The 23,900-nt window shown below is 46.4% G+C and carries 19 protein-coding genes; 16 read left to right on the top strand and 3 right to left on the bottom strand.

Annotated features, from left to right (window positions below; all coding sequences use genetic code 11):
• Window positions 1-5 precede the first annotated feature (5 nt).
• The 3 genes from AC4PM4_RS16040 to AC4PM4_RS16030 all read right to left on the bottom strand — a co-directional run bounded on the left by AC4PM4_RS16040 (window position 6) and on the right by AC4PM4_RS16030 (window position 4,124).
• Window positions 6-692, bottom strand: a complete 687-nt coding sequence (locus AC4PM4_RS16040) for an AlkZ-related protein (RefSeq protein WP_063564688.1) — start codon at window positions 690-692, stop codon at window positions 6-8.
• Window positions 693-711: 19 nt separating this feature from the next.
• Window positions 712-1,683 carry a helix-turn-helix transcriptional regulator gene (locus tag AC4PM4_RS16035; protein WP_072732366.1) on the bottom strand — a complete coding sequence of 324 codons (972 nt, stop codon included), beginning with the start codon at window positions 1,681-1,683 and terminating at the stop codon, window positions 712-714.
• Window positions 1,684-2,096: 413 nt separating this feature from the next.
• Complete coding sequence (locus tag AC4PM4_RS16030; protein WP_072732367.1) at window positions 2,097-4,124, bottom strand: beta-galactosidase; 2,028 nt, start codon at window positions 4,122-4,124, stop codon at window positions 2,097-2,099.
• 133 nt (window positions 4,125-4,257) lie between these two features.
• Between AC4PM4_RS16030 and AC4PM4_RS16025 the strand changes: the two genes are divergently transcribed.
• From AC4PM4_RS16025 to rsmD, 16 genes are all read left to right on the top strand, one after another.
• Window positions 4,258-5,091, top strand: a complete 834-nt coding sequence (locus tag AC4PM4_RS16025) for an AraC family transcriptional regulator (RefSeq protein WP_063564685.1) — start codon at window positions 4,258-4,260, stop codon at window positions 5,089-5,091.
• 200 nt (window positions 5,092-5,291) lie between these two features.
• Window positions 5,292-6,080 carry an alpha/beta hydrolase gene (locus AC4PM4_RS16020; RefSeq protein ID WP_491614030.1) on the top strand — a complete coding sequence of 263 codons (789 nt, stop codon included), beginning with the start codon at window positions 5,292-5,294 and terminating at the stop codon, window positions 6,078-6,080.
• Window positions 6,081-6,179: 99 nt separating this feature from the next.
• Window positions 6,180-6,842 (top strand): SGNH/GDSL hydrolase family protein, encoded by a 663-nt coding sequence (locus AC4PM4_RS16015; RefSeq protein ID WP_063564684.1) that lies wholly within the window; start codon window positions 6,180-6,182, stop codon window positions 6,840-6,842.
• A 15-nt stretch (window positions 6,843-6,857) separates the two neighbouring features.
• Window positions 6,858-7,754, top strand: coding sequence for an SMP-30/gluconolactonase/LRE family protein (locus AC4PM4_RS16010; protein ID WP_063564683.1), 897 nt, complete (start codon window positions 6,858-6,860; stop codon window positions 7,752-7,754).
• Between the two features lie 364 nt (window positions 7,755-8,118).
• On the top strand, window positions 8,119-11,202 hold the full coding sequence (locus AC4PM4_RS16005) for a cellulose binding domain-containing protein (protein ID WP_491614029.1): 3,084 nt from the start codon (window positions 8,119-8,121) through the stop codon (window positions 11,200-11,202).
• Between the two features lie 380 nt (window positions 11,203-11,582).
• Window positions 11,583-13,130, top strand: coding sequence for a response regulator transcription factor (locus tag AC4PM4_RS16000; protein ID WP_063564681.1), 1,548 nt, complete (start codon window positions 11,583-11,585; stop codon window positions 13,128-13,130).
• A gap of 31 nt (window positions 13,131-13,161) precedes the next feature.
• Window positions 13,162-14,928 (top strand): cache domain-containing sensor histidine kinase, encoded by a 1,767-nt coding sequence (locus tag AC4PM4_RS15995; RefSeq protein WP_063564680.1) that lies wholly within the window; start codon window positions 13,162-13,164, stop codon window positions 14,926-14,928.
• 373 nt (window positions 14,929-15,301) lie between these two features.
• Complete coding sequence (locus AC4PM4_RS15990) at window positions 15,302-16,585, top strand: ABC transporter substrate-binding protein (RefSeq protein WP_371121407.1); 1,284 nt, start codon at window positions 15,302-15,304, stop codon at window positions 16,583-16,585.
• Between the two features lie 152 nt (window positions 16,586-16,737).
• A complete protein-coding gene (locus AC4PM4_RS15985) occupies window positions 16,738-17,625 on the top strand; it encodes a carbohydrate ABC transporter permease (protein ID WP_491614087.1) in 888 nt (295 codons plus the stop codon).
• Window positions 17,618-18,448, top strand: a complete 831-nt coding sequence (locus AC4PM4_RS15980; RefSeq protein WP_063564679.1) for a carbohydrate ABC transporter permease — start codon at window positions 17,618-17,620, stop codon at window positions 18,446-18,448. The genes AC4PM4_RS15985 and AC4PM4_RS15980 overlap by 8 nt, the downstream gene beginning before the upstream one ends.
• A 174-nt stretch (window positions 18,449-18,622) precedes the next feature.
• Window positions 18,623-21,670, top strand: a complete 3,048-nt coding sequence (gene lacZ, locus AC4PM4_RS15975; protein ID WP_491614028.1) for a beta-galactosidase, LacZ type — start codon at window positions 18,623-18,625, stop codon at window positions 21,668-21,670.
• A 142-nt stretch (window positions 21,671-21,812) separates the two neighbouring features.
• Window positions 21,813-22,118, top strand: a complete 306-nt coding sequence (locus tag AC4PM4_RS15970; protein ID WP_063564677.1) for a hypothetical protein — start codon at window positions 21,813-21,815, stop codon at window positions 22,116-22,118.
• Between the two features lie 105 nt (window positions 22,119-22,223).
• The gene (locus tag AC4PM4_RS15965; RefSeq protein ID WP_139209279.1) at window positions 22,224-22,523 is read left to right on the top strand and encodes a hypothetical protein; all 300 of its coding nucleotides are present in this window, start codon (window positions 22,224-22,226) and stop codon (window positions 22,521-22,523) included.
• A 1-nt stretch (window position 22,524) separates the two neighbouring features.
• Window positions 22,525-22,950 (top strand): Imm44 family immunity protein, encoded by a 426-nt coding sequence (locus AC4PM4_RS15960; RefSeq protein ID WP_491614027.1) that lies wholly within the window; start codon window positions 22,525-22,527, stop codon window positions 22,948-22,950.
• Between the two features lie 38 nt (window positions 22,951-22,988).
• Window positions 22,989-23,246 carry a hypothetical protein gene (locus tag AC4PM4_RS15955; RefSeq protein ID WP_090805348.1) on the top strand — a complete coding sequence of 86 codons (258 nt, stop codon included), beginning with the start codon at window positions 22,989-22,991 and terminating at the stop codon, window positions 23,244-23,246.
• Between the two features lie 42 nt (window positions 23,247-23,288).
• Complete coding sequence (rsmD, locus tag AC4PM4_RS15950; RefSeq protein ID WP_063564674.1) at window positions 23,289-23,900, top strand: 16S rRNA (guanine(966)-N(2))-methyltransferase RsmD; 612 nt, start codon at window positions 23,289-23,291, stop codon at window positions 23,898-23,900.

The following is a 23,900-nucleotide window of genomic DNA, read 5'->3' as shown; positions in this document are numbered from 1 at the left end:
TTCAATCAATGTATCGCAAAAGATTTTTTGATTTTGGTCAGTGCGGCAGCAGAAGTGTGTTTCTCCAATTGCTGTACCAGGAGTTCGCTCGCATCTGCAACGCTGCCCTCAAACGGTTCAATACCTTGACGCTTCATCCAGCAGCCTGAGGTCTCATAAGCAGAGCTGTTCCAAGCGACCTTACCTTCAGCGAGGCCTTCTTTTTCTTTGGTGCCGCAGATGACAATGGCGCTAATGCCTTGAAGGTCCAGCAGCCCCTGGTCAAATGCTTTTTTGTCCTCTTTGGCTCCAAAACCTGCTTGTGAACGCAGCGTCCGTCCATCAATCCCCTCATGCTTCTCGATTATCTCATATAGTTTGAATGCTTCTCGAGAGAGCAAACCCGCGTCATATTGTTCCTCCATGACTCTGGAGTCCGCTAGCAGACGGTGTACCCATGGGAAATATTCGCGTGAGACAAGAATGGCTTTCTTTTTGAGAAATTTGCCATAAGCAGCGATCCCTTCCTCCGCCAGACGTGAACGCCACAACCAGGGATCAAGCGCGTTATCTTTGTGCCAGTTTTCTTGAGGCGTTATGGAGGACAGTGAAGGGTATTCAGGAAATAAAGGGGCGAGTGGGAGCAGTCCCACAGCCTCTATTCGCTGCACAGCTTCTTCGTAAGTTACGATCGATTCATGCTCATTCATCATGATTTTGGCAAGCTCCTTTTTAGCGTGTGCTACAACGATTATTGTTGGAGGTAAGATACATCTGGTATACTTCCTCGGCATGTTTGCGAATCTCGCAGCGAAGGTTCTCGGGTTCAAGTACTTCTGCTTCACTTCCAAGTCGATAAAAGAATCGTACGGCCCAAGCCCACTCACCGGGAGGGCAGAGAAAGGACAGTTCCCATACATCCGGAGCAATCTCGGTCATCCGTTCGCCAATATGCTTGTCCTGTTCTGCCTCGATCATTCCGCTGTAACTCAGACGTGCGGTAACACGTGTCGGAGAAGGTTCGGGAGATTTCGGTTTGCTGCGCTGTCGCTTTGCCTGTTCTGCCAGCTGTTGTGATTCAAGCATCTCAACCGGTGTAATGTCCAGAATGCGGTCTGCCCTGAACAGGCGCTGTTCACCGTGCTCCTCTGAATACGCTTCACAATACCAGAAACCGGCTGAAGCATACACTCGAATGGGGCAGATCGTTAGCCAGCGTTGACGGGAAGCAGAGCGGTACAACATACGCAGCCACCCTTGTTCCGGGATACAAGCCATAAGCGGTTCCAGATGATGAAGGATGTAGTTTCGTTCGGGAACATCATGCTTCAGTTGTTTGAGCATGGGATCCATCCTTGCTTTGACATCATCCGGAATAATGCTTTTGATTTTGTCCATTAATGTCCAGCGTTTCTCTTGAAAAGGGGTATCTGCATAATGGCTTAGGCCTTCGAGAGCAAAGATGAGAGTAGCTGCTTCAACCGGGTCTAATTGCAGTGGGGGCAGTACATACCCCTCCATAAGTCTGAAGCCGCCTCCGGGACCGGAGATAGCAATGATCGGGACATTCATCTCTGAGAGAGATTGGATATCCCGCAGGATGGTACGGCGGGAAACTTCAAACTTTTCTGCAAGTGAATGTGCCGTTTCGTGACCGTGCTGCAATGCCATAACGATGGCGGCAAGCCGATTTGTTCTATTCATGTCAGCCACTCCGTTTCGAGGGTTGCGCCGCCGGAAAGGATGCTGGAGTGTTCCTCCCATTGTAGCAGTGTATAAGTGACATCATGATTGTCACCAATATTTCGCAGCATTATATTATTTATTCTATACAGTGCAGCGCCTACTTTCGGAGGGCCGCTTCCTTTTCCCGGCGGGGCGTCGTTAAATTGTGTGTCTCGTCCAATTCGCTTCGCTTCTCGGTATTTCCTTCTAACCGATAGCCTCACAAATAATGACAAAAAACCGTATCCGGTCTAAACGGATACGGGAAGTAGCAGATTGAAACAAGTTCAATCATATAATACTTTAAATTTTAACAATTGACACGCTTTTAAGCCACAAATAACGATCAGTGCGATCTCCATGTAACATGTTGTATCATCAATTTTCGAATATTATTTCATTTCAAGCAGTTGTACACCGCGTCCTTCAATCTCGATCGTACCTGAAAGGGACCGATCTGTGAGCAAATCATGAGCCTCTGCTTTACCCAAATCATAGGATTGAGCGGTAGCATTGTGATTCATGACAAACAGGTACTGTTGTCCATCCTTGGTACGAGCAGTCACTTCGACACCTTCCGGAGTATCCAGAAGAGAAGCAATATTTTTGGTTGCAGCCAGTTGTCCCAGCAAGCCGTCCAGGAATCGATCTTCCGGGTCGGAAGCTACGTACCAGGCTTCACCTTGACCAAATGTGTTACGGGTTACCACAGGCATGCCTTTGTAGAAGTCGTCTCCATACTCGGCAATGATCTCTGCACCTTCACTGTGCAGCAAGTCACACAACATGCCGCAACCATAGTCTCCTTGAAGATCGCCATAAGCCTCTTTCATGACCATACGGTTTCTTTGCTCAGGCAGCAGTGCATCAATTTCTTCAACCCAGATACCGAGCAGTTTGCGAAGTTCACCCGGATAACCCCCGGTTGTTACGATATCACTCTCATTGACGATACCACTGAAGAAGGTTGTCAGGAATGTACCACCTGCTTCAACGAACTTCTCCAGTTTGGACGCAAAGCCTGGTTTAACCATATAGAGCACCGGAGCGAGCACGATGTCGTATTTGCTGATATCGGTATCCACACTAACGATGTCCACCTGAATGTTGCGGCGGAAGAAGGCAGCGTAGTATTTGTGAATTTGATCTACATAGTTCAGTGCAACCGTAGGTCCGCTGGATTTCTCGATTGCCCACCAGTTATCCCAGTCAAACACAATCGCGACTTTGGCATCCACAGTAGCATCCAGCGTTTTGTCTCCCAGCAACTGTAACTCCTTGCCCAGCTCCGCGACTTCACGGAATACACGGGTATGCTCATGTCCTACATGTTCAATGACTGCACCGTGATATTTCTCGCAGGCGCCCACAGAGCGGCGGAGCTGGAAGAACATGATCGTATCCGCACCATGGGCAACGGACTGGTAGCTCCACAGACGCATGACGCCGGGGCGTTTCAATGAGTTATAAGGCTGCCAGTTCTGCTGGCTTGGTGTCTGCTCCATGAGCATGAACGGCTGTCCGTCCTTCAATCCACGCATCAGATCATGAGCCATAGCTGTGAAACTTACCGGAGTCGCAAGACCCGGATAGCTGTCCCAGGAGACGATATCCATATATTTGGCCCATTTGAAATAGTCCAGCTGTTTGAAGAATCCCATCAGATTGGTCGTAACGACCGAATCCGGGATATGTTTTTTGATCGCATCATATTCCAGACGGTAACAATCGAGCATACTGTCGGAGTTGAAGCGGGAGTAATCAAGTGAGATGCCCTGGAAGGTGGAATTGTTGTTTCCCCAGTGCTCGCTCAGGTTACTTGGCAGTACAATCTCATCCCAATCGTAGAATGTATGCCCCCAGAAATTGGAGTTCCATGCTTTGTTGAGCTGCTCCAGGGTCTGATAACGTTCTTTGAGATACACGCGGAACGCTTTCTCGCAGTTATCACAATAACAGTCGCCGCCATATTCGTTGGAGATATGCCATACAAGCACACCAGGGTGATCCTTATAACGTTCCGCCAGCTTGTCTGCAATTTTCTCGGAGTATTTGCGGTAGGTTGGGCTATTCGGACAGGAGTTATGCCGTCCACCGAATTTGCGTTTACGTCCATCTGCATCCACACGCAGTACATCCGGGTATTTCTTCGCCATCCATGCTGGATGAGCAGCAGTGCTTGTCGCTAGGCAAATGTAAACGCCGCTTTCATAGAGACTGTTAATTAACTGGTCGAGTCCTTCAAAATTATAAGTGACTTCATCAGGCTGAATCAGTGCCCATGAAAATACGTTGATGGTCGCAATATCAATACCTGCCAATTGGAACATGCGCAGATCTTCAAGATGAGTCTCATGATCCCATTGTTCAGGGTTATAGTCGCCGCCGTAGAACATTTTGGGTAACTTGCTGCTAATCAAATGTGTTCACCTCTTGTATAAGAATAAATCTATACTATATGATGGATATGACTTTTAAAATATAAGAAAAGTAATGAGACATATAAGAATACGGAACTGTAATTTTGCTTTTTGTTCAAAGGAGAGAATCCCTATGCTCATCACACCCGATCATCGGCGCTATTTTATGACCCCACGGGATCAGCCGCTTCCGCTCTACATCGAGAGTATAGGATATAACGGCAATCAGGAGAATGTGTACAGACCTGCTGGATATCCTTGTTATCACTGGCTCCAGACGGTAAAGGGAGCTGGAGAGTTCAGATTTGCAGGTTCAACTGTACAGCTAGGGGAGACATCCGGCATTTTGCTGCCGCCGAATGAGCCTCACGAGTATGTGCGCTCGCAAGGAGAATGGGAGACCCTCTACATTACATTTGGAGGCTCCCAGTGCCCGGCCATTACAGAGTCGCTTGGTTTGGGGGAGGCAGCCCTTCACCAGTGGGACTCAGAGAGCCCGCTTGAATATTATGGCAGGGAAGTGCTGGGTTCCATCAGCAGTGACCAGGATTTGTCCGGTTTGGAAGCGTCAGCGGACATGTACCGATTTCTGATTTTGCTCAAAAAACATGGCATGACGGGCAGTCGTTCTTCGATCTCCCATGCCGTGGAACGGCTGGCTCCGTTAATTTCATTTATGAATGAACACTATGCCGATCCCGAAATCGGTCTTGAACAGATGGCCGCCATACCAGGCATTACGCCTAGGCATTTGAATACCCTTTTCAAACAATCCTTTGGCATGACCGCCTACAGTTATTTCATTCTCCTTCGTATTCGCAAATCGAAAGAATGGATGACAGGGGACAGCAAACTGACCGTCAAGGAAACGGCAGCGAAGGTTGGTTTTCGGGATGCGAGTCATTTTGTGGCTACGTTTCGGCGGATTGAGGGCGTAACTCCTGAGCAGTATCGAACGTTATATTAATCATTCTGAGGTTTAAATGTGCTATAAAACACTGTTCAAGTATGAGGATTCCGTGTAACCTGTTACAAATTGAACAAAAAGTGATGCCAGGAAGGTATTGATGCGCAAGGGTGCTTCCCGTTATGATGATATCGATTCCTTAGATTGGAAAATGACTATACGGATCAACGTATCCGTTCAACTTAGAGAGGATGATAGAAGTGATAACAACTATACCATTGTGGGACCATGCAGCACCTTATGCGGCCAAGGGTCATGAGGATGAAATGCCCCATCTGATTCCATTTATTCAGCCGGGTTCCGAGAGCGCTGTCATTATATGTCCGGGTGGGGGTTATGGATTTTTGGCCGATCATGAAGGAGCCCCAATCGCTGAATTGCTGAACCGTGCTGGAATTAGCGCATTTGTGCTGAAGTACCGTGTGGCGCCCCACCAGCATCCGGCACCCATGACAGATGGTCAGCGTGCGATTCGTTATGTACGGGCTCATGCCGAGCAATATGGCATTCATCCTTCCAAAATTGCCGTACTTGGTTTCTCGGCGGGCGGTCATCTTACAGCCACGTTGGGAACCTTGTATGACGAGGGTCAACCAGATCACGAGGACCCTATTGAAAGGGAGAGTTCACGCCCGGATCGGGTTATTCTTTGTTATCCGGTAATAACGATGGACTCCTATGGACATGCCGGTTCTCGTGAAAATCTGCTTGGGTCAGATGTGTCTGCTGAACAGATCAAGGCTTTCAGTGCAGAGCAGCAGGTGAAAGCAGATGCTCCTGAAGCATTCATCTGGCATACGAGTGATGATCAAGCGGTCCCTGTAGAAAACAGTTTGCGTTACGCGCTTGCTCTGGGTGCACACGGCATTCCTTATGACTTGCATGTATTCGAAAAAGGTTCACATGGTCTGGGATTGGCAGAGGATGATCATGCCGTTCGGGCTTGGTCTGATCTGTGCCTGACCTGGCTTAAGAATCAAGGGTGGTAACCCGGCACTTGGCTGATCTATGTCTTTCCTGAATATGAAATGTGAATACGAGTGATCTCACATATTTTAACGCTTATGAGAGCGAAGGAGAAAACGACAATGAAATTGCAAAAGAATGATAAGCTGCTTTTTATCGGAGATTCAATCACAGATTGTGGCCGTGAACATCCTGTTGGTGAAGGGAGTTCTGGACTGGGGCACGGCTATGTGGCGCAAGTGTATGCCTTGCTGCGTTCCATATATCCGGAATTGATGCTGCGGATTCAGAATGTGGGTAATAGTGGGAATACAATCCGGGATTTGAAGCAGCGCTGGGACCGTGATGTGCTTGATCTCAAACCGGATTGGCTAACGATTATGATCGGGATCAATGATGTATGGCGTCAATTTGACAATCCGTTATCCACAGAATCGCAAGTTTTTCTGGAAGAGTATGAATCCACACTACGAGATCTGGTTGCTTCTGTTCGTCCTGGGTTGAAAGGACTTGTTCTGATGTCTCCTTATTATTTGGAAGCCAATCCGGAAGATCCGATGCGGGCTACGATGGATATATACGGTGAGGCTGTTCGTAGAGTAGCCGCTGAAAATGACGCCATTTTCGTGGATACACAGGCTGCATTTACTCCATTCTGGGATCATTTCTATACGTCTGTGCTGACTTACGATCGGGTTCATCCCGATGCAACAGGCCATATGGTGCTTTCCAAAGCGTTCTTGGATGCCATTGGTTTCGAATGGTCAGGCGGCGTCAAATCTTAAAAAGGACGTGATGGCATGAGCGATTTGAACATTGCAGTACATACCCCGGCACTGTTGGGCGAAGGTCCTAGCTGGGATGCTGAACACAATCGATTATTATGGGTGGATATTGAAAGCTACAAGATCCATGTATACGTTCCAGCTACAGGAGAAGATCGGACTTATGATGTTGGCGAGCATGTAGGTGCGGTTGTGCCATACCATGATGATGAGGTTGTCGTTGCTTTGCGCAGTGGCTTCCACAGCTATAACTTGCTCACGGGAGAGTTACAGCCGATTGAAGATCCGGAGAAAGGCAAGGACAACAACCGTTTCAATGACGGGAAGTGTGACGCTCTTGGACGCTTCTGGGCAGGGACGATGAGCATGAACAATGAAAGCAAGGCAGGGGCATTTTATTGCCTGGAGGAAGGACAGCCTGTTCGAACGTTGTTCAGGGATGTATCCACATCCAATGGTTTGGGCTGGAGCCCGGATCAACAGAAGATGTATTACATTGATACGCCGACACGATCCATTGACCGTTTTGATTTTGATCTGGCTGCTGGAGAGATAACGAACCGGACAAGTGTAATTGCTATACCGGAGGAATTTGGCTATCCGGATGGAATGACTGTAGACAGTGAGGGAATGCTGTGGGTTGCCCACTGGGGCGGAGGAAGAGTTACTCGCTGGAATCCGCATACAGCAGAGCTGATGCAACAGATTGAGGTACCTGCAGATCAGGTGACATCCTGCTGTTTCGGAGGGCCGGAGTTGGAGGACTTATATATTACGACTGCCCGAATCGGTATTCGAGAAGAGCGGCTGACGGAGACGCCGAATGCTGGATCTCTATTTGTAATTAAACCGGGTGTGAAAGGGCAGAAAACCTACGCTTTTGGCGGGGGAGCACAGTCGGATACCGAATAAATGAAGGACATAGTGTTACTAGAATTTTGTTCTTCGTCTATAAAATATTTATCAATGGAGAAGGGTGCTGTTTAAACAGCATCCTTTTTTTATGTTTTCAAAAGCGATATGCAGAAAAAAATACAAAAAATAGAATTTGGGCAGAAGGGGTTTTTTAATTGCCATCGAATGTTATTTATTGCAAGGTTAATCCAATGAATGGTAATCAAAATTGATTTATGAAAGCGTTTTATAAAAATAGAGAGGAGGTGGGGCTGATTGCCTGTTCCAATGCATTAAATGTCTGACACTGCACTCATCAACATGATGACACAGCGGGGTTTACCGGATGCGATGAACATATTGAAGAGGAGGCTAAGTAATTATGAAAACGTTTTTGGGAAAGCTGCGGGTGATGAGTTTGACGGTTGCTGTTGCAGCAGTTTCGTTGGGAGTACTCGTTGGAACAACAGATGCGGCACCGAATGATTCATACCAGTGGAAAAATGTCGTGACCGGGGCTGGTGGGGGTTTTGTGCCGGGGATTATTTTCAATGAGTCAGAGAAAGATTTGATCTATGCCCGGACGGATATTGGGGGAGCCTATCGCTGGAATCCTGCGAATGAGAGTTGGATTCCACTCACCGATTTTGTTGGCTGGGATGATTGGAACAAAAACGGTGTCGATGCGCTGGCAACAGACCCGGTTGATCCGAATCGAGTGTATATGGCTGTCGGCACGTACACGAATTCATGGGACAAAAACAACGGCTCCATCCTGCGCTCTACGGACCGCGGTGATACTTGGCAGACCACCACTCTTCCGTTCAAAGTCGGCGGTAACATGCCGGGACGTTCCATGGGGGAACGCCTGACCGTTGATCCGAATAAAAATAGCATTTTGTATTTTGGTGCACGTAGTGGCAACGGACTCTGGAAAAGTACGGATTACGGCGTAACCTGGAACAAAGTAACGAGCTTCCCGAATCCCGGTACGTATGTAGAAGACCCGTCTTATGAATATACCAGTGACATCGTGGGTCTTTCTTGGATCACGTTTGACAAATCAACAGGTTCTGCTGGACAGGCAACACAGACCATCTATGTCGGGGTAGCCGACAAAAATCAAAGCATATACCGCAGTACAAATGGAGGCGCAACGTGGACTGCTGTTGCTGGACAGCCTACAGGGTATTTACCTCATCACGGAGAACTGGATGCCAATGGAAATCTCTATATTTCATACAGCGATGGTGCAGGCCCTTATGATGGGGAAAAGGGAGACCTCTGGAAACTAAATACGACTACAGGGGTATGGACCAACATTAGTCCAGTGCCGAGCAGCAGCTCGGACAATTATTTTGGATACGGCGGACTGGCTGTAGATGCTCAGCATCCTGGTACACTGATGGTGGCGACCCTCAACTCTTGGTGGCCTGACGCGAATCTGTTCCGCAGTACGGACAGTGGAGCTACTTGGACCCGCATTTGGGAATTTGAAGGATATCCAAACCGTAAAATGCGCTATACACAGGATATTTCGGCCGCTCCTTGGTTGACCTTTGGGACGAATCCTGCACCGCCTGAAGTTTCTCCAAAGCTGGGCTGGATGATTGGCGATCTGGAGATTGACCCGTTTGACTCTGACCGCATGATGTATGGAACAGGTGCGACCATCTACGGCACGAAAAATCTGACAGACTGGGATGACGGCAACAAAATCAATATTTCAGTGATGGCCAAAGGGGTCGAGGAGATCGCGGTTCTGGATCTGATCAGCCCGCCAAGCGGTGCACATTTGTTAAGTGGGGTAGGGGATGTCTCGGGATTCCGTCATAACAATCTGGATCAGTCACCAGCTACGATGTTTACCAGCCCCAACTACTCTTCTACGGAAAGTCTGGATTTTGCAGAGTTAAGTCCGAATACCATGGTTCGCGTTGGTAAAGCAGACTATACTGCTGATCCGAATGCAAAATCCATTGGTTTATCCAGCGATGGTGGGACCACGTGGTATAAGGCAAACGCAGAGCCTGCCGGTACAACCGGAGGAGGAACCGTAGCTATCTCGGCAAATGGTAATCGACTTGTATGGAGCACGTCGGACAAGGGTGTGCATTATTCCACTGGCGGCAACTCATGGACAGCGAGTTCAGGTATTCCCGCACAGGCAAAAGTGATCTCCGACCGGGTGAATCCGAACAAATTCTATGGATTTGCTGCCGGTAAAGTCTATGTGAGCACCAATGGTGGTGCCTCCTTCACTGCATCTGCGGCAACTGGGCTTCCGGTAGAAGGTAATGCAGATCTGGATGCTGTTCCAGGAACGGAAGGCGAACTTTGGTTTGCAGGCGGCAGTGAAGAGGAAGGGCCATATGGTCTGTGGCATTCCACCGATTCAGGAGCGACCTTTACCAAGATTGCAAATGTGGAGGAAGCGGACAGCATCGGTTTTGGTAAAGCGGCACCTGGGCAGAACGTGGTCGCGCTGTACACGATTGCTAAGATTGATGGAACACGTGGATTTTTCCGTTCCGATGACGGCGGGGCGAATTGGGTACGGATTAACGATAATCAGCATCAATATGCACGTGTGACCACGATTACAGGTGATCCACGTTTGTATGGAAGAGTGTATCTGGGTACGAATGGACGAGGCATTTTATATGCTGACCGTATTGGTGGGAACAATGGCGGTGGAGAAGGTGGAGGCGAGACTCCGGTGAACAGTTCGGCCATCACACCAGTGAATGCGGAATTTGATAAAAATACAGGCAATCAGGTAGATATTCCTGTAACGTTGACACTGAACGGAAACACTTTTAGTGCAATACGTAATGGCAATACAACGCTGGTTTCAGGTACGGATTACACATTATCGGGCAATCAGGTCGTGTTGAGTAAAACCTATCTGGCTTCTTTGTCCAAGGGAAGCGCGGCGTTAACCTTTCATTTCAATGCAGGCAATGATGCGATCCTAAATCTGACGATCAAAGACACGACGGCTGTACCCGCAGGAGCCATTCGAATTGAGATGTTTAATGGAACGACTTCAGCAACGGGGAACTCCATTAATCCTAAGATCAAATTAACGAATACAGGTACTTCGGCCATTAATCTTTCCGACGTCAAAATTCGTTACTATTATACGATCAATGGCGCTCAAGCCCAAAACTTTTTCTGTGACTGGGCAACAGCTGGAAACGACAATGTTACAGGGGCGTTTAGCGCGCTGTCGACCCCAGTGACCGGAGCAGATTCCGTGCTGGAGATTGGCTTCAAAACTTCTGCGGGTTCATTGGCAGCGGGGCAAAGTACTGAAATTCAGGCACGGTTCTCCAAAACAGACTGGACCAACTACACTCAGACGGATGATTATTCGTTTGCTCCAAGTCAAACAGCCTATACTGACTGGAACAAAGTAACGGGATATATTGCCGGAAGTCTTCAATGGGGTATCGAACCTTAGACCTGAACTTGAAATGAAAGTATGACTTAATTTAAACGTATATCGATAAGAAGTCCTGGCTCGCCGAAAATGATTCATGGCGGGCCGGGGCTTCTTATTTTGTCGAAATATAGTGTACACTAAAGTGAGTTTCCGTTAGCATTTTGCATTATTCGAATCAACTCACTCCCGGGTACAAGATAAAAATCTTGCTGATTGAAAGTCGCTCTATGGATTTATGCAAAATGCCTACCATTGCTTAAACGTTCGTTTTGAGATATAAAAAGAAGTACAAAACTTTTAAATTAATGTAACCGCTAACACGGGGAAGCCATATCCGATATATGATGGTATATCTTGAACAGACATAGAAGAAAGATTAGACAAGGGGGTCAAGGGTCATGAACCGGTTGTGTAAGGTGCTGATTGTTGACGATGAGTTTCTTGTAAGGCAAGGCATTAAGCACCATATGAACTGGGAAGCTGAAGGTTTTCAGATTGTAGGTGAAGCTTCCAACGGGGAAGAAGGGCTTGAACAGGTACATTCATTACAGCCGGATATTGTCATTACGGACATCGTAATGCCTGTGATGGATGGGGAAACATTTGTCAGGACGTTAAAAGCCAGTCATCCGCAGATTGAGGTTATCGTACTTAGCAGCTTCAGTGAATTTGAATATGTACGTTCAACGCTCCAAAATGGAGCAGCAGACTATATATTGAAACCCAAACTGGATACCAATGAATTATTACAAGTACTTCAGCGTACGGCTGGCAAAATTCCCGAATTGCAGTTTGAGCCTTCTCATGATGGGTGGAGGCTCGGACAACTGATGGAGAAAATGCTGTCCGGTTTTACGTTGGATGAGGATAATGAGTTGCTTATGATTAGGGAGACGTTTCCTCACCGATGCTTCCGCTTACTCGTATATAAGCCGCAGGATACACAAGTACGTGTGCACAAGCTGGATAACGAGCAATTGGAGTCCAGGTTACGGGATCTGCTCCCCGACGTGGAGTGCGCAATCGTTCCGGCCGAAGGTACCTCGCCAGTGGTGCTCCTTAATGTTGAGCCTACGAAGGATGAATGGATGGTGCAGCGAATTAAGGAGTTGGCGAGCGAGAATAAGGACGGGCAGGACGGACCTTGCTGGGTGCTGAGCGACAGCTTCTCTTCATTTGAAGAGATGGGGGACGTATATCGAACACGTCTGATCAAGCTAATGGAGTATCGCTTTTATTATGAGGACCGATCTATTCTGGTGTATGGCGAACTTCCGCCTCTTCACCCTGCAGGATATCAGTTCAATGTGAACATGTTTTTGCAGCATGTGAAGCGAAATCGAACAGAAGCCGCAAGAGAATATTTGCAGGAGCATGCCCTTACGTTGGGGCGGGATTATATTGCGGATGTGTTTGAAATTAAGTCCTTTCTGGGCAATCTGATCTTTAACGTAACCATTACCTTGGCTGATATGGATGTGCAGTCCGCTGCACTGGAAGAGAGCAAGTATGCCTATTTCAAACATGTGGATGGCGCCTCTAGTCTAACAGAAGCGATGAATGTGCTGGATCAGTTCATGGCTGAGGTACAGGAGTGCACGACTGGAGAGGGCGCAAGACGAAGTGATCCGAATATGAAAATGCTGCTGGAATATATGCATCAGCACTTTGATCAGCCACTCGGACTTGCCGAAGTAGCCAAGCATTTTCATTTTAATCCATCGTACTTGTCCAGTTATTTCTCTTCACACAAAAAAGAAGGCTTTAACGAATATTTGAATAAGATTCGGATTGAAAAGGCAGAGGAACTGCTCCGCTCAGACGATGTTACCATTTCCGAAATTAGCAGCATGGTAGGGTATTCCGACCACAGTTACTTTTGCAAGGTGTTCAAAAAATTTACTGGACTGTCACCGAGCCGATACCGGCGAAAATTCTGGGCATAACGTCAGAAGGAAGAAATAAATGAAGAAATGGATGAAGAAATGGATGAATGCATTCTCAAGGCTTGGACTTTTCCCAAAACTGTTCCTCGTTATGTTCGTTAGCATCATTCTTGTCTCCGTGCTCATTCTATGGACATCGATTCATATGTCGACCAAGCTGTTTACCGAGACGTTCAGTATTACGAACTCCAAGGTACTTAGCCAGATCAAAACGAACTTTGAATCCTTCAACGATGCGATTGCTGCTGTATCCAATAATGTTAGCCAAAGCGGGGCAATTCGTGGTTATCTGTCTGAGGGGGAGGGTGACTCCCTCACGATGGCAAAATCCTATTATAATATGAGAGAAACGATGGACCGGATTCAATCAATTACGGAGTCCTATGAAGTTGGTATAACGATTAGCGGTATTAATGGGCGTACGTATTCCACCGATCGATCTCATCTTCGTTTATCAGCAGATGAATTGAAAGAGCAGCCGATTACGCTGGAAGCAGCGGCCAGTCCGAACCGGATCATTTTTGACGACTATCAGACGAATGATGAGACTGCCCAGCAGATGATCTCAGCGACCAAGGCATTGACGGATCGTGCTGAAAACCGACTCTATGGTACGTTGTATGTCACCATGAGAGAGAACGCATTTCGTCAGTTCTATAGCAGTTTCACGAGCAGGGGCAATGATGTGGTTATTCTGAATGATACGGGTGAGATTGTATCGTCCAATCGTGAAGAGTGGATCGGCACCACTCAACTCGAATTGCTGACCTATGCCAGAGAAATGAATAACGAAAGTGTAAAAGGTGTAAATGCACGGGTCATGGATCAGGACAGTGTGGTATTGTCCGAGTACTTACCATTTTATCGGTTTTATATTGTAAACGTCGTCGATAAGGATCTCGCGATGGGGCAGCTGATTGACATGAAGACAATTGCTCTGATCTGTGCAGCCATTGTAGCCGGAGCTCTCATACTCGTGTTCCTTATTACGAATCAGATCACGAAGTCGCTGCGCAGACTTGTGAAGCAGATGTCCAATATAACCAAAAGTGATCTGGACAACTATATTCCAGTCAGTGGGAGTTATGAGAGTCGACAGTTAGGTCACGCCTATAACTACATGCTGGACGAACTTCATGACTATGTGGATCAGCTGGTACTTACACAGCGGGAGCAACGAAATGCCGAGCTGGCGGCGCTGCAAAGCCAGATTAATCCTCATTTCCTGTACAATACCCTGGCTTCCGTGAAAGTTCTGGTTCAGCAAGGCAACAAGGATAGGGCTGCCGAAACCATCAATGCGTTAATCTCCTTATTGCAGAATACGATTAGTAACGTGAGTGAGACGATAACGGTGGAGCAAGAGGTCGAAAACCTGAAAAACTATGTATTCATTAATCATGTCCGATACGGAGGGCGCATTAAAGCAGCCTTCTACGTAGCTCCGGATTGTACACATTATCATGTACCCAAACTGGTGATTCAGCCCTTTATCGAGAATGCCTTCTTCCATGGATTCATTTCCAAGGAAACAGGCACTATTCATGTGATGGTCTCCAGAGCCGGAGAGTCATTGATTTGCGAGATTATGGATAACGGGGACGGGATAGAAGGATTCTCCATGGGTGAGTCGCTGCCCAATCCGAAGAATAATCGGCAATTGTTTAGTGGTATTGGTATCCGGAATGTACATGATCGCATAGAGCTATTGTACGGGGCACCTTATGGTGTAACCATAATGAGCAAACCGGGAGAGGGTACAAGGGTTACTGTTACACTTCCGTTGATTACGAGCTAATAATAGCTTTTGAGTGAATACAAGGTCGTTATTTTTATGAAAAGGTGGCTTTATAGAAGGTCTTCCTGGGTTGTCGTTGACAACACGGGAGGGCCTTTTTGGTGCTCAGAGCGTAAGAATTCAGCCAGACTTGTAAAATATTCAGATTAAAAAAGTACAAAATCAAAAGAAATTACAAAAAAACAAATTTAATGCAAGCGGTTTCTGTAAAGGTTTTCATTGTGGCAATAAGATGACAAATCAACACAAAATTATTACTAACGAATGAAGATTTGGGAATGATAAGATGAATTCATCGAGAGCAAACGCTTTCAGAAAACGCAAACAAATTACACACAAAGAGGTCGAAGGGGAGTTGAATCGTTTGAAAAAAATGTGGGTACTGATGCTCGTTACTGTCCTGCTGTTGTCTGCATGTTCTTCCGGTGGTGGAGGGAACAAGGCAAGTGAGGGTGAAAAAACCGCTAATGAAATTACGATCTGGGCTTGGGATAAAGCGTTTAACGTCGCTGCATTAGAAACAGCAAAAGAAGCCTATCAAAAACAAAATCCTGATCTGAAAATCAACATCATTGAATATGCTCAAGCTGATATTATCCAAAAGCTGAATACAGGTTTGAACTCGGGAACAAGCAGCGGCCTTCCGAACATTGTTCTGATTGAAGATTACCGTGCACAAAGTTTCCTGAACGCTTACCCTGATGCATTTAAAGATATGTCCTCTACAATCAAAGCTTCCGATTTCGCAGAGTACAAACTGGGACCAACCGCTTTTGATGGCAAACAGTTTGGTGTTCCGTTTGACTCTGGTGTAACAGGTCTCTACTACAGAACAGATTTGCTGGAGCAAGCAGGCTACAAAGCAGCTGACCTTCAGGACATCACATGGGATGATTACATCAAAATCGGTAAAGATGTGAAAGCCAAAACTGGCAAAGATCTGATCACACTTGATCCTAACGATTTGGGTCTGATCCGTATGATGATTCAATCCGCAGGTTCATGGTATTCCAAAGAAGATGGTAAAACACCTGATCTGGCTGGCAATGCAGCACTGAAAGAAGCATTTGTAACGTACAAAGCAATGATGGATGCAAATATCGTTAAGTTGAACTCCGACTGGAGCCAATTCGTGGCAGCATTCAACAATGGTGATGTTGCTACCATTCCTACAGGAAACTGGATTACACCATCCGTGCGTCAAGAAGCATCGCAATCTGGCAAATGGGCGGTAGCACCACTTCCTAAAATGGCTGGACAATCGAATTCTGTACACGCATCGAACTTGGGTGGCAGCTCTTGGTACGTTATGAATAATGTTGCTGGTGCAGACCAAGCGGCTGACTTCATGGGTAAAACATTCGGTTCTGATAAACAATTGTATCAAGATTTGCTGAACAACATTGGTGCAATCGGCACGTACAAACCGGCGGCAGAAGGCGAAGCATTTGATAAAGCCGACGAGTTCTTCGGTGGACAAAAAGTGTTTGCTGATTTTGCAAAATGGACACAAGAAATCCCTAGCGTAAACTACGGTATCAACACATATGCCATCGAGGACATTTTGGTTGTTGAAATGCAAAACTTCCTGAACGGCAAAGCGATTGATGACGTTCTGGCTGATGCACAGAAACAAGCTGAAGCACAATTAAACTAAGATGATCCACGGTAACTTATAGAACCCAAGGAAGCATCGGAGCCGTTCCACTGTCTGGCACAAGCAATAGCCGACCCGGACATGGTGGAGGCTCCCTGGGTTCTATCCATGTTACACGGAGAGAGAGGAGCCATACTGTGAAAGCCAAAGCCATGAATACAGGAGACAGTCTGCAAAAGAAAAATAATTTGACTGGATGGGCTTTTATATCGCTCGCTGTTATCGGGATCGTTGCATTTTACTTCTATCCGATGCTGCAAGCGCTGCTCTTATCGTTCAAGTCGGGTGTAGGAGCCAATCTTGAATTTACGGGCCTGGATAACTATAAAAGATTATTCATTGATAGAACGTTCCGAACTGCTGTATCCAATACATTTCTGTACTTGATCATTCAAGTGCCTGTCATGATTATTCTCGGTTTGTTTATTTCCGTTTTATTGAATGACAGTACGTTACGCTTCCGTAGCTTCTTCCGTACTGCTATCTTCCTGCCTTGCGTAACCTCATTGGTTGCCTACTCTGTCGTATTCAAATATCTGTTCTCTTCTGACGGTATGGTTAACCAATTCCTGATGAATCTGCACGTGATTGCTGAACCGATTCAATGGATCACTGACCCGTTCTGGGCTAAAATTACGATTATAATCGCCGTTACTTGGCGTTGGACCGGATATAACATGATTTTCTATCTGTCATCTCTTCAGAACATTGATCAGTCGATCTATGAAGCTGCACGGATTGATGGAGCAAATGCTTTCACGCAATTTTTCAAAATTACCGTTCCATTGCTCAAACCGATTATCCTGTTCACCTCCATTACATCGACGATTGGTACATTACAAATTTTCGATGAGATTATGAACATCACCAAAGGTGGTCCGGGTAATGCGACGATGTCCATCTCCCAGTACATTTATAACCTTTCGTTCAAATATTCACCGGACTTCGGATATGCGGCAACCGTTTCGTATTCCATCGTGCTGATGATTATCGTATTGTCCATTATCCAGTTCAAAGTGGCAGGTGAGAGAAATGGCTAAAGCAAAAGCAAAACGTATATTCACATATGTCTTCTTGTCCATCGTTGCATTTGTGTCCATCTTCCCATTCTTCTGGATGCTTGTTAGTTCGACCAATGCTTCTGTAGATGTCACCAAAGGCAGACTGCTTCCTGGATCGGCTTTCCTTGATAACTTCAACAAATTGCTGGATTCAACCAATCTCGTACAGGCTCTTGGAAATTCGGCGATCGTTTCCGTTATTTCCACGATTCTTGCTTTGCTGATTGGTTCCTTGGCCGGTTATGGATTCGAAGTATATCGGACGAAATCACGTGATATCGTATTTAACATTCTGTTGCTGTCGATGATGATTCCGTTCGCAGCGCTGATGGTTCCTTTATACCGGATGTTTGCTACGATCTCTGGTTTTGCACCGTTCATCGGTATCAACACCATGGCCGCAGTTATTCTGCCGACCATCACAACGGCGTTCCTAATCTTCTTCTTCCGTCAGAACACCAAAATGTTCCCGAAAGAGATGCTTGAAGCTGGCCGGATTGATGGTTTGAGCGAAATTGGGATCTTCCTGAAGATCTACATGCCAACGATGAAAACAACATATGCAGCCGCTGCGATCATCACATTCATGAGCAGCTGGAATAACTACCTGTGGCCTCTCGTGGTGCTGCAAACGCCAGACCAACAGACGATTCCGTTGTTAATCTCGAACCTCGGTTCCAGCTATTCACCGGATTATGGTGTCATCATGACCGCCATCGTCATCGCGACATTACCGACAGCCATTGTATTCTTCATTATGCAAAAACACTTTGTCGCAGGTATGGTTGGTTCCGTTAAGTAATGCATCATCATTAAACCGTCTGAATGGACGTCAATGTAGAAGAGAGAGAAGAGGACGCCAGACATGGCGTGCCTCTGTCTTTCTGTTTGTTTATGTTTGTTTCGTAAAAGGAAAATAAGAATCTGTACTGAATAAGTAATAAATATATTTGTTTCAAGAGGGAGAGAGAGCCGAATGAAAGCAACACAAGCAGATATTAACTGGCTGGGCGATGTAAGCGTTTTTGAAGTAAACCGCCTTAACGCTTACTCGGATCATCGCTATTACCGTACTATGGAAGAAGCAAAAGCATCCGGTGCAATGGCTATGCGCTACAACCTTAACGGAACGTGGAAATTTAATTATGCAATCCGTCCGGATTGCCGCCCCGAAGCTTTTTATAAGCAGGAGTTCTCCAATGCTGGTTGGGATGATATTGAAGTACCGGGGCATATTCAGCTCCAAGGCTACGGTCAGATCCAATACGTAAATACTCAATACCCTTGGGATGGCTTAAACGATCTGCGTCCACCTGCATTGCCGCAGGACCAAAACCCGGTAGGCAGTTATATTCGCACATTCCATTTGCCAACAGGCTGGCAGAACAGTCCGGTATATATTTCGTTTCAGGGTGTAGAATCTGCATTCTATGTATGGCTTAACGGACAGTTTGTCGGGTATGGGGAAGACAGCTTTACACCATCCGATTTTGATCTGACACCATTCCTCCAGGACGGAGAGAATAAACTGGCTGTGGAAGTGTATCAACGCAGCACAGGCAGTTGGTTGGAGGATCAGGATTTCTGGCGGTTCTCAGGCATTTTCAGAGATGTGTATCTGTATACTGTGCCGGCTGCGCATATTCGCGATGTGCGGGTTGTAACGGATTTGGACAAGTCTTATACCCATGGTACGTTAAACGTGGATCTGAAACTTGAAGGAAAAGCTGCTGCTGGAGCCAAAGTGAACGCTGAACTAAGGGATGCTGAAGGCAACACGGTGAAAACATTTGGCGGGATTGAAGTTACCAATGGTCTGGTGAGTCTTCGTGAGGAGATTGGCCAAGTAAACCTGTGGAGCGCGGAGATTCCTTACCTGTATCGTCTGTACATTCAAGTATATGATGCAGCGGGCGAACTGGTGGAAGTTCTACCTCAGGCCGTTGGCTTCCGTACATTTGAAATGATCGATAAAGTGATGCACATCAATGGTAAACGTATTGTCTTCAAAGGGGTAAACCGTCACGAATTCAATCCGCGTCGCGGACGCGCTGTAACCAAGGAAGATATGCTGTGGGATGTTCAGACGATCAAACAAAACAATATGAACGCTGTTCGTACATCTCACTATCCAAACCAAAGCCTATGGTATGAACTGTGTGATGAATATGGATTGTATGTGATTGATGAAATGAACCTGGAGACACACGGATCATGGCAAAAACTGGGTGCAGTTGAGCCTTCGTGGGTTATTCCTGGCGACCGTCCAGAGTGGCATGATATCGTTATGGATCGTGCGGTGTCGATGGTAGAGCGGGATAAAAATCATCCGTCCATTCTGATCTGGTCTTGTGGTAACGAGTCTCATGGTGGTGAAGTGATTTATAAAGTTTCGCAATATTTCAAATCGGCTGATCCTACACGTCTTGTTCATTATGAAGGTGTGTTCCACGATCGTCGCTTCAACGACACGAGCGATATGGAATCACGTATGTATGCCAAACCGGCCGACATTGAGGAATTCTTGAACGCGAATCCGGAAAAGCCATATATCAGCTGTGAGTATATGCATGCCATGGGTAACTCCATTGGCGGTATGCATAAGTATACGGAACTCGAAGACAAGTATCCGATGTATCAGGGCGGATTCATTTGGGATTACATTGATCAAGCCATATACAAAAAAGATCGTTACGGCAAAGAGTTCCTTGCTTATGGCGGAGATTTCGGTGATCGTCCTTCGGACTATTCGTTCTGTGGAGACGGCATTGTGTACGCAGACCGCAGAGTGTCTGCCAAGATGCAGGAAGTCAAATTCCTGTACCAGAACATCAAGCTGTTCCCGGATCGGGAAGGCGTGAAAATCGTTAACGATAATTTGTTTGCAGACACATCTGAATTCGAACTGGTATACAGTCTGGATCGGGAAGGTCACGAAGTGCTGCATGGAACGTTTGAGGTAAACGTGGGTCCACAAAGCGAGACCGTTGTGAAACTTCCACTTGATGTGGAATCTCTTGCTGGCGGGGAATACGCAGTGAATACCGCGTTTGTATTAAAAGCAGCAACATTGTGGGCAGAAAAAGGCGAGGAAGTTGCTTTTGGACAGTTTGTATTTGCTCAGGAAAAGTCGGAAATTGTAGAGTCCGATCTGAACCTGACAAATGAAATTCAGGTCGTTGAAGGGGACGTTAATATCGGGGTAAGGGTAGGTCAGACCCATGTCCTGTTCTCCAAGGCTTTCGGAACATTGGTATCCCTGAAGCTGTCAGGTCAAGAGACGATTGCACAGCCTCCAATGCCATTGTTCTGGCGTGCGACCACCGATAATGATAAGGGTACTGCTATGGGCTTCGAGCTTGGGGCTTGGTATGCTGCAAGTCTGCTGCCTAGATGTGTGAACTGGAAAGCGGAACAAAACACGGATCAATATCGGATCGAATTCACGTACAAACTTAATATTTCGGCAGATGTACAAGTGAAAGTGGCTTATACCGTCCGTGCAGATGGTAGTGTGCATGTGCATAATACGTATAAAGGAACGGCAGGTCTGCCAGATCTTCCGATTCATGCGCTTTCCTTCAAAACTTCACCGGAATTTGAAAATGTTGAATGGCTGGCGATGGGACCTGAAGAAAATTATGCGGACCGTGCATTTGGCGCTCGTCTGGGTATCCATGACAGCAAGGTAGCAGATACCGTTGCTCCATATCTTGTACCGCAGGAGTCGGGCAACCGTACGGGTGTACGTTGGGCCAAATTGACCGACAACGCGGGACGTGGCTTCAAAATTGAATCGGCTGGAGTTCCGGTCGAGCTGAATGTATCTCCATATACGGCATTTGAGCTGGAGAATGCACAACATGCATATGAGCTGCCTCCGGTGCATTATACGGTTGTAACGGTAGCCGGCAAACAAATGGGCGTAGGTGGTGACGATAGCTGGGGCGCACCGGTTCATCCGGAGTACCGCATCGCCTCGGACGGCGAACTGCAATTTGAATTTGTCATTCGTGCGCTGTAATAGCGCTATATAAAGATGTAGCTAAAGGACAGAGGTCTCCAAAACTGGGGGCCTCTGTTTGCTGTTATCAGATGATGAGCTGTGAAACCGCTACCGTACCTGTCTCGTACTGTACTGGACATGGATAAAGGAGGGGTTTATTTTGAGCAGAAAAGCAAAGACAGGTGTATGGGTAACGGTACTCGTTATACTAGGCATCATTGTGGGATGCTTCATCTGGTATTTTAATACGGCTTCAGGTGAACGTGCGCTGAAAACGATGCGATCCAACAACTCCGGGGGTCTGGAACGTGTGGTTAACGTATACAGTAATTCGGGAGAATTGATTCATACGTATGAGGGTAAGATTGATTTGCAAGATACGGAGTATGGAAATAAGGTACTTTTTGATCTGGATGGCAAACGCATTGTGATCTATAACGCGACAGTGATTAGTGAAGAGAAGTAAATGAGGGGCGGTGCAAGAGTTCAGGCAGGAGCATTCCTATGACACTCTTTCGCTCATATGGTAAAATTAATGAAATAAAGTGGAGAGGTGATGAGAGGCATGTTCATGGAGATGTTGTTGGCCCTGATTGCCATACTCGGAATGGTCGCATTCTATTGCTTAATCGCTTATTTCCTAATTCGTCTTATTTCCAGAAAAGCATTCAAGCGTACGTTAACCAAGTATGAAACAATTGAAATATTGGTATGGGCAGCAATGGTGTTCTTTGCTATTGTGATGATTAAGAATCAGTCATGGAATATGTTGCTGCCTGTAGTTCTCCTTATGGTTTCAATGATTAACCTGCACCGTTCAAATCGGAAATACAGAGAGATGAGCAAAGAGATGAACAAAGAGGGACTTTAATATGATACTGGATAAGTCGACAGACACCTCAGGGTTAACACAGGTTGCCGCACTTTCGGATGAGTTGCAGCCTGTGTTTGATAAAGTAGAACGTAAATATCAAGCGTGTGGCATTGAGCTGTTCTTTGTTTTCAGATGTCTGCCTGAAGAATATGAAAGAAAATCGACGGTCAGATATGCAAAGAGGGACAATACGATTTACTTTGATATGACGGTCAGTGAGGATCAGTATAAAACGTCTAGCAAAAGCAGACAGCGATATGAGCTGAGTCATTATTTCTATGCTTTTCTGAACGACAAACTAAAGAAATATAAGATCAAACACTTGGATCATACGGAATTTATGAATGACATGGAAGAATGGCTGAAAGATATTGGATGGTTACAATCGCAATTCGAGGCCAGTATGGATGAATATGGGCAATAGGTTGTCTGAAGGCGGTTTTATAATTAGTCAATGGGGTTATGGTACATAATAAAGATAACAAAAAGAAGCTCTCTTTCGAGAGCTTCTTTTTCATGGGAGAGGAGAAACCGGACGAAGAGCTTATGGGGAAACGTAAGTCTTCTCCGCGGTTGTCTACGACACTTGTGATGTCGATAATTACAGGATGGCCGGAAAGTTTCCTTTTTATACATATCCGTCAACAATTGCGTCAACAATTTTCTAGAGAGAAAGCAGACGCACTATTTTTCAAACTGAACCCGATTGTGGTACGATAGCTTTATCAATAAACTTACATAGAGAGAAAAGGTGACTCATCAGTGAGAGTGGTATCTGGGAGTGCGAAAGGCAGACCGCTGAAGGCTGTTCCTGGCACAGGGACGCGGCCGACCACCGACAAGGTGAAGGAAGCGTTGTTTAGTATGATTGGCCCTTATTTTGAGGGCGGTACAGCATTGGATCTGTTTGCAGGCAGTGGAGGTCTCGGTATTGAGGCGCTGAGCCGCGGCATGGACAAGGCTGTTTTTGTTGACTTGGAATCGAAAAGTATTGAAGTGATCCGTGCAAATCTGAAAGCAACCAAGCTGGAAGATCAGGCGGCCATATACCGGAATGATGCCAGTCGTGCATTGAAGGCGCTCGCCAAGCGAAACACACAATTTGATCTCGTATTTCTTGATCCACCCTACCGTATGAAAAATGGGGACGAGTTAATGCTTACGATGCACGAACTGGATCTGCTTGAACCGGAAGCGACCATTGTGCTTGAATATGAATCCAAATATAGTTACCCTGAGCAATTCGGCCCGTTTGAACAAACGCGCAAGGCATTGTATGGGGAGACAGCTGTATCCATCTATTATTATGCACCTGCTGCAACAACAGAAGATGGAGAACCTAGCGCAGCGGAAGGGGAGGCTCCTCATGAGTGA

Source organism: Paenibacillus sp. MDV22-iso6 (genome assembly GCF_058408365.1).
The sequence above is the reverse complement of the archived record's forward strand: the minus strand, read 5'-3'. Positions and strand labels throughout refer to the sequence as shown.

Coding starts and splice junctions, on each gene's coding strand:
- AC4PM4_RS16040 (WP_063564688.1), bottom strand. CDS start 692: ATGATGAATGAGCATGAATCGATCGTAACTTACGAAGAAGCTGTGCAG.
- AC4PM4_RS16035 (WP_072732366.1), bottom strand. CDS start 1,683: ATGAATAGAACAAATCGGCTTGCCGCCATCGTTATGGCATTGCAGCAC.
- AC4PM4_RS16025 (WP_063564685.1), top strand. CDS start 4,258: ATGCTCATCACACCCGATCATCGGCGCTATTTTATGACCCCACGGGAT.
- AC4PM4_RS16015 (WP_063564684.1), top strand. CDS start 6,180: ATGAAATTGCAAAAGAATGATAAGCTGCTTTTTATCGGAGATTCAATC.
- AC4PM4_RS16010 (WP_063564683.1), top strand. CDS start 6,858: ATGAGCGATTTGAACATTGCAGTACATACCCCGGCACTGTTGGGCGAA.
- AC4PM4_RS16005 (WP_491614029.1), top strand. CDS start 8,119: ATGAAAACGTTTTTGGGAAAGCTGCGGGTGATGAGTTTGACGGTTGCT.
- AC4PM4_RS16000 (WP_063564681.1), top strand. CDS start 11,583: ATGAACCGGTTGTGTAAGGTGCTGATTGTTGACGATGAGTTTCTTGTA.
- AC4PM4_RS15995 (WP_063564680.1), top strand. CDS start 13,162: ATGAAGAAATGGATGAATGCATTCTCAAGGCTTGGACTTTTCCCAAAA.
- AC4PM4_RS15990 (WP_371121407.1), top strand. CDS start 15,302: ATGTGGGTACTGATGCTCGTTACTGTCCTGCTGTTGTCTGCATGTTCT.
- AC4PM4_RS15985 (WP_491614087.1), top strand. CDS start 16,738: ATGAATACAGGAGACAGTCTGCAAAAGAAAAATAATTTGACTGGATGG.
- AC4PM4_RS15980 (WP_063564679.1), top strand. CDS start 17,618: ATGGCTAAAGCAAAAGCAAAACGTATATTCACATATGTCTTCTTGTCC.
- lacZ (WP_491614028.1), top strand. CDS start 18,623: ATGAAAGCAACACAAGCAGATATTAACTGGCTGGGCGATGTAAGCGTT.
- AC4PM4_RS15965 (WP_139209279.1), top strand. CDS start 22,224: ATGGAGATGTTGTTGGCCCTGATTGCCATACTCGGAATGGTCGCATTC.
- AC4PM4_RS15960 (WP_491614027.1), top strand. CDS start 22,525: ATGATACTGGATAAGTCGACAGACACCTCAGGGTTAACACAGGTTGCC.
- AC4PM4_RS15955 (WP_090805348.1), top strand. CDS start 22,989: ATGGTACATAATAAAGATAACAAAAAGAAGCTCTCTTTCGAGAGCTTC.